The sequence below is a fragment of the Mammaliicoccus sp. Q-M61 genome, assembly GCF_022386055.1.
GTDB classification, from domain to species: domain Bacteria; phylum Bacillota; class Bacilli; order Staphylococcales; family Staphylococcaceae; genus Mammaliicoccus; species Mammaliicoccus sciuri_A.
Genome location: NZ_JAJNJL010000002.1, coordinates 21353 through 36329, shown reverse-complemented (window position 1 = coordinate 36329; position 14977 = coordinate 21353). Strand labels below are relative to the sequence as shown.

15 protein-coding genes are annotated in these 14977 nt (G+C 32.9%); 6 read left to right on the top strand and 9 right to left on the bottom strand.

All coding sequences use genetic code 11. From position 1 onward, the window contains the following. Positions 1–107: 107 nt before the first annotated feature. The gene (locus LQ677_RS03615; protein ID WP_037588590.1) at positions 108–1367 is read left to right on the top strand and encodes a BaiN/RdsA family NAD(P)/FAD-dependent oxidoreductase; all 1260 of its coding nucleotides are present in this window, start codon (positions 108–110) and stop codon (positions 1365–1367) included. 285 nt (positions 1368–1652) lie between these two features. On the opposite strand, the gene LQ677_RS03610 is transcribed toward LQ677_RS03615, so the two are convergent. From LQ677_RS03610 to LQ677_RS03600, 3 genes are all read right to left on the bottom strand, one after another. Next, a complete protein-coding gene (locus LQ677_RS03610) occupies positions 1653–1964 on the bottom strand; it encodes a rhodanese-like domain-containing protein (protein ID WP_037588592.1) in 312 nt (103 codons plus the stop codon). A 21-nt stretch (positions 1965–1985) separates the two neighbouring features. Then, a complete protein-coding gene (leuS, locus tag LQ677_RS03605) occupies positions 1986–4370 on the bottom strand; it encodes a leucine--tRNA ligase (protein WP_239748110.1) in 2385 nt (794 codons plus the stop codon). 290 nt (positions 4371–4660) lie between these two features. Beyond that, complete coding sequence (locus LQ677_RS03600) at positions 4661–5836, bottom strand: MDR family MFS transporter (RefSeq protein ID WP_159315514.1); 1176 nt, start codon at positions 5834–5836, stop codon at positions 4661–4663. 119 nt (positions 5837–5955) lie between these two features. Here LQ677_RS03600 and mnmL point away from each other — a divergent pair, with 119 nt between their 5' ends. Together mnmL and mnmM are read left to right on the top strand one after the other, a co-directional pair. Next, a complete protein-coding gene (gene mnmL / locus LQ677_RS03595; RefSeq protein WP_025905260.1) occupies positions 5956–6915 on the top strand; it encodes a tRNA modification radical SAM protein MnmL/YtqA in 960 nt (319 codons plus the stop codon). Further along, positions 6912–7469 (top strand): tRNA 5-(aminomethyl)-2-thiouridylate-methyltransferase MnmM, encoded by a 558-nt coding sequence (gene mnmM / locus LQ677_RS03590; RefSeq protein WP_239739171.1) that lies wholly within the window; start codon positions 6912–6914, stop codon positions 7467–7469. Before mnmL ends, mnmM begins: the two co-directional genes overlap by 4 nt. 674 nt (positions 7470–8143) lie before the next feature. Here mnmM and LQ677_RS03585 read toward each other — a convergent pair. Both LQ677_RS03585 and LQ677_RS03580 read right to left on the bottom strand, forming a co-directional pair. Then, entirely contained in the window at positions 8144–8551 is a 408-nt protein-coding gene (locus tag LQ677_RS03585) for a transcriptional regulator, SarA/Rot family (RefSeq protein ID WP_025905249.1), read from the bottom strand. Positions 8552–8632: 81 nt separating this feature from the next. Beyond that, a complete protein-coding gene (locus LQ677_RS03580) occupies positions 8633–9451 on the bottom strand; it encodes an alpha/beta fold hydrolase (protein WP_126477598.1) in 819 nt (272 codons plus the stop codon). An 84-nt stretch (positions 9452–9535) separates the two neighbouring features. Here LQ677_RS03580 and LQ677_RS03575 point away from each other — a divergent pair, with 84 nt between their 5' ends. Then, a complete protein-coding gene (locus LQ677_RS03575; RefSeq protein WP_037588601.1) occupies positions 9536–10045 on the top strand; it encodes a gamma carbonic anhydrase in 510 nt (169 codons plus the stop codon). Between the two features lie 42 nt (positions 10046–10087). On the opposite strand, the gene LQ677_RS03570 is transcribed toward LQ677_RS03575, so the two are convergent. Beyond that, positions 10088–10423, bottom strand: coding sequence for a hypothetical protein (locus LQ677_RS03570; protein ID WP_025905246.1), 336 nt, complete (start codon positions 10421–10423; stop codon positions 10088–10090). Positions 10424–10923: 500 nt separating this feature from the next. Between LQ677_RS03570 and LQ677_RS03565 the strand changes: the two genes are divergently transcribed. Continuing rightward, positions 10924–11379, top strand: coding sequence for a DUF805 domain-containing protein (locus tag LQ677_RS03565; protein WP_191835874.1), 456 nt, complete (start codon positions 10924–10926; stop codon positions 11377–11379). Positions 11380–11624: 245 nt separating this feature from the next. Then, positions 11625–12629, top strand: coding sequence for a proline dehydrogenase family protein (locus tag LQ677_RS03560; protein WP_107565962.1), 1005 nt, complete (start codon positions 11625–11627; stop codon positions 12627–12629). 40 nt (positions 12630–12669) lie between these two features. Here the strand turns inward: LQ677_RS03560 and ribH are convergent, their stop codons facing one another. Genes ribH through LQ677_RS03545 form a run of 3 tightly spaced genes read right to left on the bottom strand, consistent with a single transcriptional unit; the run spans position 12670 to position 14977 of the window. Next, on the bottom strand, positions 12670–13140 hold the full coding sequence (gene ribH, locus LQ677_RS03555; RefSeq protein ID WP_191835873.1) for a 6,7-dimethyl-8-ribityllumazine synthase: 471 nt from the start codon (positions 13138–13140) through the stop codon (positions 12670–12672). Positions 13141–13160: 20 nt separating this feature from the next. After that, the gene (ribB, locus tag LQ677_RS03550) at positions 13161–14333 is read right to left on the bottom strand and encodes a 3,4-dihydroxy-2-butanone-4-phosphate synthase (RefSeq protein ID WP_239748109.1); all 1173 of its coding nucleotides are present in this window, start codon (positions 14331–14333) and stop codon (positions 13161–13163) included. An 11-nt stretch (positions 14334–14344) separates the two neighbouring features. Beyond that, a complete protein-coding gene (locus LQ677_RS03545) occupies positions 14345–14977 on the bottom strand; it encodes a riboflavin synthase (protein WP_037588611.1) in 633 nt (210 codons plus the stop codon).

Here is a 14977-nt window from a genome sequence, read left to right as displayed (position 1 = left end):
TAATTTACTTTTAAATTTAATAATAACAGGTTTATTTCTATTCTACTACTTTTTTAAAGACACATTATTCGTTAAAATATTATTACATCGACTTATGGAGGTAACTTATGTATCACACAATAATTATCGGCGCTGGACCTAGTGGTTTAATGGCCGCATATAGTGCAAGTTCAAATGGTAAAAACGTCTTGCTACTCGAAAAGAAAAAAGGCTTAGGACGAAAGCTCCGCATATCTGGTGGCGGTAGATGTAACGTTACCAACCGCTTACCTTATGAAGAAATTATAAAAAACATTCCTGGTAATGGAAAATTCTTATATAGTCCATTTTCAACATTCGATAATGAATCTATTATACAATTTTTTGAATCTAGATCTGTACAATTAAAAGAAGAAGATCACGGACGAATGTTCCCTGTTTCAAATCGCGCTCAAGATGTTGTTGATGCACTAGTTGATTCCATTAAACAAAATGGTGTAGAAATACGCCAAGAAACTACAGTATCATCTGTTGAAAGTGAAAATCAACAAATAACAGGCGTCACACTACAAGATGGTACATTTATCCCTGCAAAGACTGTCATCATCGCATCAGGCGGTTGCAGTGTACCACATACTGGATCGACAGGAGACGGGTATAAATTCGCTGAGTGTTTAGGTCATTCCATAACAGAACTATTCCCAACAGAAGTACCAATTAAATCTAGTGAACCATTCATTAAAAACAAAACACTTCAAGGATTAAGTTTACAAAATGTCGGACTATCCGTCCTCAAGAAAAATGGTAAACCTAGAATCACACATCAAATGGATATGTTGTTTACACATTTTGGCGTTTCAGGACCAGCAGCATTAAGATGTAGTCAATTTGTTTACAAAGAACAAAAATCTCAAAAGAAAACCGACATACAAATGTCTATAGATGCCTTTCCAGAAATTAAAGCACATGACTTAGAACAACAAATTGTAAAAAAATTAAAAGACGAACCAAATAAAGCAATTAAAAATGCACTAAAAGGACTAGTCCAAGAAAGATATTTACATTTTATCTTACAACAGTCAAGTATTGATTTAGATGTGACATACCATCATCTGTCCCAGCAAGCCATTCGAACATTCGTAGAAAACCTTAAATCATTTACATTCACAGTAAATGGTACACTTCCACTCGATAAAGCTTTCGTAACAGGTGGCGGTGTTAATATTAAAGAAATCGAACCTAATACAATGGCATCCAAAATATGTGCAGGACTATACTTCTCAGGAGAAGTACTAGATATCCACGGTTATACAGGTGGCTATAATATAACAAGTGCACTTGTCACAGGATATGTAGCAGGCTATAACGCAGCACAATTTAATGATTAAAATTCTATAGCATGCTTTTAGTGTGAGCTGTGATTTATGACATCCTTATTTACAAAACTGGCTAGAATTGTTACTAACTCTAAATAATATTATACTCACACATATTTTAAGGCTGAGACATAATGTAATGTCTCAGCCTTATATAGTGTCTTGGCAGTAGATGACTGAATTGAAAATGCGCTTGTACCAAGCTTTCTTCAACTCTAGTCATCCTTGCCGGGGCGGAACTACGAAATCTTTTTATACAAATTAGATTTCTGTTCCGCTCCCTTATTTATTTCTTCATTAAATTCTTTTGTTTTCTAAACCATCGTCGCCCCACTCATTCATGCCGCCTTCTACGTTTACTGCATCAATGTCGTGGTCATTTAAATAATCAACTACTCGAGCACTTCTAACGCCACCTGCACATACAATATAATATGTTTGGTCTTTAGAGAAATGATCTAATTCATTTGGAATTTCTCCCATTGGAATATGTTTAGCACCAGGGATTACACCTAATGCTACTTCATGATCTTCTCTCACATCAACTATATTAATTGGACTATTAGATGTAATTTTTTCTGCTAATTCTGTTACTGTAATTTCTTTCATCACTAGAACACTCCTAATTGATTAATTTGCTACGATATTAACTAACTTTTGTGGAACTGCAATCACTTTACGGACTGTTTTACCTTCAATCGCTTCTTTGATTTTTTCATTATCCATCGCAACTGCTTCCATTTCATCTTTCGATAAATCTTTAGAAATTTTGATTTTGTCTTTTAGTTTACCGTTAACTTGGATAACAATTTCTATTTCGTTATCTACTAGTAATGACTCATCAAATGTAGGCCATTCTTCATAAGATAAAGTATCGTTATGACCAAGTTTTTGCCATAATTCTTCAGAAATATGTGGCGCAATTGGTGATAACATTTTAACAAAACCTTCAGCATATGTTTTGCTGATTTGATCTTGTTTATAACAATCATTGATGAATACCATCATTTGACTGATTGCAGTATTGAAGTTTAGTGTATCGAAGTCTTCAGTTACTTTCTTAACTGTTTGGTTATACACTTTATCTAGGTCTGGTGTTTCGTTTTCAACGACCTTATCCGTAATGTTCCCTTCTTCAGTAACAAATAAACGCCATACTCTATCTAAGAAACGACGTGAACCGTCTAATCCATTTTCACTCCATGCAATTGCTGCATCTAAAGGACCCATGAACATTTCATATAGACGTAATGTGTCTGCACCATGAGAACGTACAATATCATCAGGGTTAACAACATTACCTTTTGATTTACTCATTTTTTCATTACCTTCACCAAGAATCATACCTTGGTTAAATAATTTTTGGAAAGGCTCTTTAGTTGGTACTACACCGATATCGTATAACACTTTATGCCAGAATCTTGAATATAATAGATGAAGCACGGCATGTTCTACACCACCGATATATAAATCTACTGGTAACCAGTGTTTAAGTTTTTCAGGATCAGCTAATTGTTCATTGTTATGAGGATCTATATATCTTAAGTAATACCAACAGCTTCCTGCCCATTGTGGCATCGTATTCGTTTCACGACGACCTTTCATGCCTGTCTTAGGATCTACAACATTAATAAAATCATCGATATTAGCTAAAGGAGATTCTCCTGTACCTGATGGTTTAACTTGATCTGTTTCAGGTAAGATTAATGGAAGTTCTTCTTCAGGAACAGTTGTCATTGTACCATCTTCCCAATGAATAACTGGAATTGGTTCACCCCAATAACGTTGTCTACTAAATAACCAATCTCTTAATTTATAACTTACTTTTTTATGACCGATACCTTTTTCTTCAAGTAATTCAATTGCTTTAGGTACCGCTTCTTCTTTTGTTAAGCCATTTAATACATCTGAATCAATCATTTTTCCATCTTCATCATATACTGTGATGATATCTAAATTGAATTTCTCTGCAAACTCAGCATCTCTTTCATCGTGTGCTGGAACTGCCATAACTGCACCTGTTCCATAACTAATTAACACATAATCAGCAACCCAAATCGGCATTTTTTTACCAGTGAATGGGTTTGTTGTAAATGCACCAGTGAATACACCACTTTTATCTTTTGCTAAATCTGTTCTTTCTAAATCAGATTTACGAGAAGCTGCTAATTTATATGCTTCAACTGCTTCTTTTTCATCTTCAGTCGTAATTAAATCTACTAAAGGATGTTCTGGTGAAAGTACGGCAAAAGTTGCACCGTAAATTGTATCTGGACGAGTTGTAAATACTTCAAATGATAAATCCGTATTATCAATATTGAATTTTAATTCAGCACCTTCAGATCTACCAATCCAGTTTCTTTGCATATCTTTAATAGATTCAGGCCAATCTAATTCATCTAAATCTTCTAATAAGCGATCTGCATATTCAGTGATTTTTAATACCCATTGTCTCATTGGTTTACGAACAACTGGATGTCCTCCACGTTCTGAAACACCATCAACAATTTCTTCATTAGATAATACTGTGCCTAAAGCTGGGCACCAGTTTACTGCTACTTCATCAACATAAGCTAATCCTTTATTATATAATTGAATGAAAATCCATTGCGTCCATTTATAGTAGTCTGGGTCAGTTGTATTCACTTCTCTATCCCAGTCATATGAGAAACCTAGCTCTTGAATTTGTCTTTTAAAAGTCGCAATATTTTTAGCTGTAAATTCTTTAGGGTCATTCCCTGTATCGATAGCATATTGCTCAGCTGGTAAACCAAATGCATCCCAACCCATTGGGTGAAGTACATTGTAACCTTGCATTCTTTTATATCTTGAGACGATATCTGTAGCTGTATAACCTTCAGGATGTCCTACATGTAAACCAGCGCCAGATGGATATGGAAACATATCTAAAGCGTAGAATTTCTTTTGTCCAAGATTATCGTTAGCTTTAAATGTTTTATTAGCTGCCCAAAAATCTTGCCATTTCTTTTCAATTTGTTGATGATTATAATTCATTTGTTCGTTCCTCCTATAAAATAAAAAAAGCCATCCCAACCATCATAACAGTTGGGACGACTTGAATAAATATGCCGCGGTACCACCCAGAATTCACAATTAAGTGCGCTTCATTTATATGGTTTAAGATTGCTTTTAATAAATAATAAATCGTTCATAAGTTCACTTAATGGATATCATCAGTTCACAGCACCACTGACTCTCTTAAGATTCGCATTAAAGCTACTTTACTTATATACATCCTAATATTATGCAATTTCAATATATTTTGCAAGTCTTATTTATTAATATCATGTATCTTGCTTTGGAATACCTCTATCATAAATGTATAAGAAGTAATAACCTATTAAAATAAGTAATATCATACTGTAAAACATCATTTTCATATCAAACATATCAACTATTACGCCACCTACAACTGGCCCAAATGCTTTCCCTACTGTTGAAGATGCGTTTACAATACCTTGATATGCACCCATTCTGCCTTTAGGTGCTAATTTATTTGCGATTGCAGGTACTGCTGGCCATACAAACATTTCTCCAAATGTTAAAATAACCATCCCTACTACAAACATAGTAAATTGCTCAGCAAAACTTGTAATGACATAACTTAATATAAAAATCGTCAGCCCTATAAACATTTGTAATTTCAATTTCTCTTTAAATCTATTGATAAATGGCGCAATTAAAGGTTGTCCTGCTAAAATCAATACACCATTTATTGTCCAAAGGAAACTATATTGTTTCAAGGAAATTCCAACTGACTGTGTATAGGTTGCAATTGTCGTTTGCCACTGAACATATCCGATCCAACATAAACTAAACATAATACATAGAAGTATAAGTGCAGTGAATTTACTTTTATCTTTAACTTGCATAGCACTCGTGATGCCTTCATCATTTTTCAAATGAATATCTAAATCTATGTTGTAATATTTTAACGCTATTATGATAAACACGACATATAGTAGTAAGTTCGCCATAAAAATATAATTAAAGCTAAAATCCGCTACAAATCCACCTGCTGCAGCCCCAATAGAAACACCTAAGTTCTGTGCAAGATAAATTGCATTAAATGTTGTGCGTCCTCCGTTAGGCCAACTCGCAGCAGCCATCGCATAAATAGCTGGCACAATTACGCCTCCACCAAAACCAAGTATCACAAGCCAGAAAGGATACCATGGCCAATCATTTAAAAAGTTTAACCCGATTAAACTTAAAATATTTAAAATAGACGCAAAAATAATAGAACGAAACCCACCAATTTTGTCGAATAAACTTCCGCCTAATAAATTCCCAATTACACTCCCGAATGCATTAATCATTAAAACGATACCAGCTGTACTTAAACTCTTACCTAACTCTTCATTCATATATATTGTATTAAGTGGCCATAAGAAACTTGATCCTGTAATATTGATCGCCATTCCTATGATGAGCATTTTAACAATTTTCGGCATTCTCAAGGATTTCGACCTCCTCTCAAATTTTGTCAATTTTAATAGTCTAAACCTTTTTCTGCAAAAGTTCAATATTATATGTTAAAATGCTTTAGATAAGTTTGTAGAACAGGATGTGAAATATAATGACAGAACAATTCCGTTATGCATTTGATAACAAGAGATATCATACATGGAATTATCATTTAAGAAATAAATTTGGTGAGAAGATTTTTAAAATCGCATTAGATGGTGGATTTGATTGTCCAAACCGTGACGGCACAGTAGCTCATGGGGGTTGTACATTTTGTTCAGCAGCCGGGAGCGGTGACTTTGCAGGTAATCGTGCAGAACCAATTCATGTACAATTTAAAGAAATTAAAGACAAAATGCATGAAAAATGGTCTGAAGGAAAATATATCGCTTATTTTCAAGCTTTTACAAATACGCATGCACCAGTTGAAGTATTAAGAGAAAAATACGAAGCTGCTTTATCAGAAGAAAATGTAGTCGGACTATCAATTGCGACCAGACCAGACTGCCTACCAGATGATGTTGTAGAATACTTAGCAGAATTAAATGAAAGAACATATTTATGGGTAGAACTTGGATTACAAACTGTACACCAAGAAACATCTGATTTAATTAACCGTGCTCATGATATGAAATGCTATTACGAAGGTATCGCTAAATTAAGAAAGCATAATATCAATATATGTACACATATCATTAACGGTTTACCTGGTGAAGATTACGATATGATGATGGAAACTGCTAAAGAAGTCGCACAAATGGACGTTCAAGGGATTAAAATTCATTTGTTACACTTACTTAAAGGTACTCCAATGGTTAAACAATACGAAAAAGGTATGCTTGAATTCATGACTCAAGATAATTATACGCAACTCGTTTGTGACCAGTTAGAAATTTTACCAGAAGAAATGATCATTCATCGTATTACAGGTGATGGCCCTATCGATTTAATGGTTGGCCCTATGTGGAGTGTAAATAAGTGGGAAGTCCTTAACGCTATAGACAATGAACTTAAAGAACGTGGCACAATGCAAGGATCTAAATTCAAGAAAGCAGAACAAGTTCAAAAATGATTGTTCAAGGAATTTTACCATTCGCAAGAGATTTAATAACAACACATATAACAGACAAAAGTATCGTAGTTGATGCAACATGCGGTAACGGCAACGATACACTTTTCCTTGCAAATCAAGTTCCAAACGGAGAAGTTTATGCGTTCGACATACAAGAAGAAGCCATTAAAAATACTAAAATCAAAACAGAAGCATTTAGTAATATCCATTATTATCAATCTGGTCATGAAAATGCAGCACCTATAATAAAAGAACGTCATCAGCAAATTGATGCTTCAATATTTAATTTAGGCTATTTACCAAAAGGCGATAAACATATTACAACGAATGCACCGACAACAATTAAAGCAATTGAATGTCTATTCGAAATGACAAGTAAAAATGGCATCATCGTATTAGTCGTATATCCAGGACACCCAGAAGGCCAGATAGAATCTAACGAAGTCATCAATTACGTAAGTTCAATAGATCAACAATCAGCACACGTACTTCACTATCAATTTATAAACCAAAAAAACAATCCACCATATATATTAGCAATAGAAAAAAGATAAAAATGAGTAAGATGAGTAAACGCAAACCTTAGGAATAGGTTTGCGTTTTTTCATGTGTGAGATTTGAGGTTTTTTGGATATATTCGGTGGTTAAGCCATGACTTGGACGATCTCTTGGCTTTATTAAGTACTTAAGCCACGACTTGGTTCATCTCTTGGCTTTATTCGGTACTTAAGCCATGACTTGGTTCATTTCTTGGCTTTATTCAGTAGTTAAGCAAAGACATGGGTGATCTCTTGGCTTTACTCGGTACTTAAGCCATAACTTGGACTATCTCTTGGCTTTATTCGGTACTTAAGCCATGACTTGGACGATCTCTTGGCTTTATTCAGTAGTTAAGCTAAGACATGGGTGATCTCTTGGCTTTATTCGGTACTTAAGCCATGACTTGGTCCATCTCTTGGCTTTATTCAGCACTTAAGCCATGACTTGGACGATCTCTTGGCTTTATTCAGTACTTAAGCCATGACTTGGTTCATCTCTTGGCTTTACTCGGTACTTAAGCCATGACTCGTGGGTTTATTCCACCTTTAACTCACATCTTTTTCACTCCTAAACTGCTCACTCATTTTTTAACCTTCTTCTTTCTTAATTCTTGCAGCCAAAACCTATATACCTCCCCAAAATTCCTCGAAAATGACAAAACGCAAACCTGATCATCAGGTTTGCGTTCTTATATATTACATGTATTAACGATTGATTCAAATTGTTTTTCAAAATGTTCTTTTCTATTCTTGATTTCTTCACAAGCGAAATCGATTATTGCATCTTTCTTGTCTTCGAAGTCTTTATTCACTTCAACGATTACTGTTCTTTCATCATTCTCTGGGCGTACTTTCTTAATCCACCCTTTTTTCACAAGGTTATTGTATAATCTTGTTCGTTTGTATGGCTTGATATCTATATAACCATCCAATTCTTTCAAACTCATTGAACCATTATTCCATAACATGATTAATGTAAGAAACTCTTCTTTTTCTATATCAAACTTTTCTTCGATTTTATAAAAAATAATATTTATATTTTTTTGAATATCATCTAATAGAATTAAGTCACTTACGTTATTTACTTTCTCTGTCATAAACTCGCCCCCAACGTTCTCTATATGTGTTATATACCCGATATAGTAACGCTTAAGCTTATTTGTATGATATTTTATAAATTATTCTGTTTCATCATCTATTAATAATCCTACATAGTGAATGCGATTATTCATAAATGAAATGATATATTTCATAACATTTTCGCGTTCTGGTTCATTATGTACTTCGTGATTAAGTCCATGCCAAGCTTTGAAATATAATTCGTTTGTATTGATTGTTTTACCGATTTGTCGAATTGATTCTGTATCTACTATTTTATCTTCTGTACCTAGCATCAGCAATGTAGGAATTGGAGATATGTGGTGGATATTTTCCATAGTTGTTTTCATCGTTTCTAAAATGGTCTTATACCAGTGGTAACTCACTTTATTTAGCATTAAAGCATCTTTATTCGTATCATCTATTACTTCTTTATTTCTTGTTAAACTTTCTACTTTAATACCTGTATCAAATTTAGCATCTTTCGCGACTGTACCGAAACTTGAAGCTAAGAAATTACGTCTTGTTGAAATATTTTGTTGAAAAGCAACTAACGGTGAAATCAATAGTACGCCTTCTACTTTTAAATCTACTTTTTCTAATAAATTAAGAAGAATAAGTCCACCTAGACCAACACCTAATGTAAATACTGGTAAGTGATATTCTTCAGCAATAGATATCCATTCAAGTACTTGCTCATGGTATTCTTCAAATTTATCAACATGTCCTCTATGTACACGGGAAGTTTGTCCTTGCCCTTTTAAGTCACCCATAATAACGTGGTAACCTTCTCTTCGTAGCTTAGTGATTACGTATGCGTATCTTCCTGTATGTTCTAGCATATTATGTACAATTACTACAATTCCTTTAGCTTCTTTCTCAGTTTCCCATTTCCACATAATATATTACTCCTTTTACCTAAATAGCTACTTTTTTGTTAAACTTAGTATAACAAAATTTTTCAAAAGAATGGAGAATCTTGAATGATTAAATCTTTTAAAGGTCAAAAACCACAAATCGATCAAAGCTGTTATATTGCTGAAAATGCAACTTTAATTGGTGATATTACGATAGGTCCTAAAAGCTCAGTATGGTTCAACTCAGTTATTAGAGGAGATGTTGCACCTACAATTATTGGTGAAGGTGTTAATATCCAAGATTTATGTTGTTTACACCAAAGTCCTAACCAACCACTTATAATAGAAGATTTTGTAACAGTTGGTCATAAAGTGACATTACATTCTAGTATTATTCGTAAGCACGCGTTAATCGGAATGGATTCAACTATTCTTGATGGTGCAGAAATTGGAGAATATGCATTTATCGGTGCTGGATCACTCGTTCCACCAGGAAAGAAAATCCCACCACATACGTTAGCGTTTGGTCGTCCTGCAAAAGTCATTAGAGAACTAACAGAAGATGATTATAATGAATTAAAAAGAATCAATGCATCATATATTGAAAAAGCTGAGATTTATAAAGCAGATCAATAAATAATAAAAAGGATTGAGACACAATGTCCCAATCCTTTTTTGTTACGCTATTTTAAATTTGCTATGCATAAACGGTAATTTTACAACGATATAAGCGATAATTATTTCATAAAACATTGAGAAGAACTTCTCAAAGAAGAAGACAACATTCTGAACTAATATTGTGCCTATACCTGCCCCACTAAAATGGTAGTTAACGAGTAAGAAATTATCAATAATATTTAAAGCAATGATTGTTATAAAAACTGTCCATGACTTTTTAGTAATCATCGCCACTAAAATTGCTATAATACCAATCACAATTGGCTCAAAAATAAACAATTGCACGAAACTATCTAAAGGTTTCCCAAACATATAAAATGCCATATCCCTAAACATCCCGATTTCTCCTTTACAGTCATTTCTAATACATTAATTGTATCACGATAAACGAGCTATAATTATTAAGATATTTTAAAGATTCATCACTTTCCTTAACATAAAATTAACATTAATAGCCATTAAATCTTTACATTGAATTAGCAATCAATTCATATTGTCGTGTTACTTTAAAGATGTAACATAAGACGCCTTTAAAGGAGCATGATAAAATGCATTTCTTTAAAAAAATAATTATTTCTTTGTTTATATTCACATTTCTACCACATGCAATTAGCATAGCAGCAGAACCCATTTCACCAAACTATGAGCAAGTAACTTCAACATCAACCCCCTAAACCATAATAAGCAATATTAAAAAAATTAAATAATAATGAACTAACAAAGAAACTGACCTTCCCGATCAGTTTCTTTATTACAATATAAATTCCTTTTTTATACATTTATGTATATAATAGTATTAATTACATCTAAGAAAAGTATTCTCGGAGGGATTTATTATGTTGCATTACTACAAACTATTTTGGTTAAATGCTTTTAATATTCACGGTCGATCTAGACGTAAAGAATTCTGGTATCCAATACTTGCTACAATCATTATCACTATGCTGGGAAATCTATTAATTAGATTGATACCTATTCCTGAACTTATTACAGTTGTTATTTCTTTCATATTTAATTTCGCAACTTTTATTGCTTCTATTTCTGTAACTAGTAGAAGATTCCATGATTTAAATATGACAATGACATTTCCAACTATAACTTATGCACTTACTTTGACTTTAGATATTTTGTATAGTTTATTTAATAGTTACGTTACAAATACAACTATTATTGTAATATATGCTGTTTTAATGATTATCTGTTTCTTTTTGAATCTAGCAATACTAATTATGGCGTGTGGTGACGGACATAAAGCACCAAACAAATATGGAGAAAGTCCTAAATACGGTTAAGATTTAATTGTTCAATGGCATTATACAAATCTATTTAAACTACATTAATATACGTGTATACAATTTCTAATTTCGGACAAAATATTGTCAATATTATGGAACGCCTTACGGGGGCGTTCTTTTTCGTGTCAGAATTCATAATTAGTATAATTTTACATTATATTAAAAATGTAAACGCTTAACTAAATTTGTATTTCCATGATAAAATAAATTAAATGAACATATATATTTAAGGAGGACTTGCTATGCCTGTCGTAAAAGATTTTTTTATTGCATTATCTAACAACAAATTCATGAATGAATCAGCTAAGAAAATGGGTCCTGCACTAGGTGCAAACAAGGTCGTAGCGGGCGTTGATATTGATTCAACAATCGATACAGTTGAAAGATTAAATATGAAAGGAATTTCATGTACGTTAGATAATCTAGGGGAATTCGTAACATCACGTCAAGAAGCTTTAGAAGCTCAACAAAATATTGTTGAAATTATGCGAAGAAACTACAATGCTAATATTGATGCGCATGTATCTATTAAACTTACACAATTAGGTCTTAATATAGATAGAGAGTTTGCTTATCAAAATACGAGAGAAATTTTGTTAAAAGCTCATGAATATGGAAATACATTTGTAAACATCGATGCTGAAAAATATGAAGATTTAGTTGGTACTACTGAAATAGTAGATAAACTTAAAGGTGAATTTAAAAATGTAGGAACAGTTATTCAAGCATACTTATTTGATGCTATGAATATTATGGATAAATACAATGATGTACGTTTACGATTAGTAAAAGGTGCATATAAAGAAGCACCACATATTGCTTTTCAAACTAAAGAAGAAATTGATAAAAATTATATAGCATTAATTGAAAAAAGATTATTAACTGCTAAAGCATTTACTTCAATTGCAACACACGATCATAATGTAATTAATCATGTTAAACAATTTGTTAAAGATCATAATATCTCAAGAGATTCATTTGAATTCCAAATGTTATATGGTTTTAGAACAGATTATGCATATCAAATTGCTAACGAAGGCTATAACTTCTGTATGTACGTACCATTTGGGGAAGATTGGTTCGGTTACTTTATGAGAAGATTAGCAGAAAGACCACAAAATATTAATTTAATGTTATTAGATATCTTTAGTGAAAAGAATAAAGGAAAAATCGCTATCGGAGCTAGTGTATTAGCTGGCTTAACGCTATTGGGTATTGGCGGCATTGCTAAAGGTAAGAAAAAATAACACATAATAAGCCAGGACGCTCGTCCTGGCTTATTTGTTTTTATATTTGTGTTTCGATATTTTTAAGTAAGTTTGCCATTTCAATTGCAGCTAAGGCAGCATCTCCACCTTTATTACCTGCTTTTGTTCCTGCTCTTTCAATCGCTTGTTCAATTGTTTCTGTCGTTACGATTCCAAATATTACAGGTACTTCCGTTTCATCATTTATTTTAGAAATACCTTTCGCAACTTCATTACATACATAATCATAATGTGTAGTCGCCCCTCTAATAACACAGCCTAATGTTACGACTGCATCGTATTTACCTGACTTCGCTAACTTTTTAGCTACTAAAGGAATTTCATACGCGCCAGGTACATATGCGACATGAACATTTTCTTCATCCACGTTATGTCTAATTAAAGTATCTTTAGCTCCATCTAATAAACGACCTGTTATAAAATCGTTAAATCTACTCACGACGATTGCTACTTTTAATTGTGATCCATCCATTTTACCTTCAAATTTCATTTTAAAAACTCCATTCTATTTTATATTAAATGTCCCATTTCATGCTTTTTAGTATTGATATATGATGCGTTTGTTTCGTTCGGTTCAATTACAACTGGAACTCTATTAGAAACATGTATACCTAAATCTTGTAATTGATTAAATTTATCTGGATTATTACTGATGAGTTGAATTTCTTCTATATTAAAGTATTTCAAAATCTGACTCGCTTCAGTATAATCTCTTAAATCCGCTTCAAATCCTAAAGCTTCATTAGCAGTAATCGTGTCATAACCTTGTTCAATAAGTTCATACGCTTTAAGTTTATTGATCAGACCTATTCCTCTACCTTCTTGAGGTAAGTATAAAATCATGCCACCATGTTCTTGAATGTATTTCATTGAATATTCAAGCTGTTCTCCACAATCGCATCTAGCGCTATGGAAAATATCACCTGTCACACATTCGGAATGAATACGTACATTCATACCATTTTTGATTTCACCTGAACTAATGACAATATATTCTTTATCGTCTAATTGAGATGTAAAGCCGTACATATCAAATTCACCGTATGAAGTTGGCAATTTAACTTTAGATTCAAGATGAATAATTTGATCATGTCGTTTTCTATACTTTACAAGTTCATCAATTGTTATCATTAACAAACCATGTTTACGTTTAAATTGATATAAATCATCTCTACGAGCCATCGTGCCATCATCATTCATAATTTCACAAATAGCACCAGCTGGTTTCGCTCCAGAAAGTTTCGCTAAATCAACACAAGCTTCTGTATGACCTATTCTTTCAAGAACACCATTGTCTTTAGCTATTAATGGAAATACGTGACCTGGTTGAACAAATGCTGTTGGTGACGTTTCATTTATTAAGGCTTTAATCGTATCTGCCCTTTCAAAAGCACTTATACCTGTCGTACTCGATGCATGATCAATACTTACAGTAAATGCAGTCTTATATTTATCACCCGTTTCAGTCATCAATTTCAAACCAAATTGTTGAGCAATTTCACTGCTAATCGATGCACAGATTAAACCTCTCGCATGTGTAGCCATAAAATTAATCGTTTCAGCTGTTAAATACTCAGATATAGCGACGAGGTCACCTTCATTTTCTCTATCTTCATCATCTACTACAATAATCGGTTTACCACTTTTAAGTTCTTGTATGGCATCTTCTACGTTATCAAACATGTTATAGCCTCCTAAAATCCTAGATTAAGTAATTTCTCTTCTGATAAATTTGAATGATTTTGTCCTGTTGCTTTCTGCACATATTTAAATAACAAATCCGTTTCAATATGTACGCTGTCACCTTGTTTCTTATTAACAAAGATTGTACGATCTCTCGTTTCAGGAATTAAATGGATTTCAAATTTTTGAGGATATAATTTAAAAATTGTCAAACTAACACCATCAACTGTGATAGATCCTTTATCAATCATTTGATTTAATAAATGTGCTTCTGTAGATATTTCAATAATCCATTCATCTTGTCTCTTTGAAATATGTTTAATAATGCCTTGACCATCTACATGTCCACTTACAAAATGACCGCCAAATCTTCCATTCGCTAACATCGCTCTTTCAAGATTGACTTTGTCATTCATTTTCAAATGTTCTAAATAAGTTACTGAGATTGTTCCAGTAATCACTTCCACTTTAAAAGTAGAACTTGCTTTCTCAGTAACGGTCAAACAAACACCATTAACAGCAACGGAATCACCTAGTGATAAATCATCCATTATTTCAGTGGCTTCAATTGTTAATGTTTTAACGCCTTGGTTTGTACTTGTATTCTTGATTACACCAACTGTTTCAATGAGTCCTGTGAACAT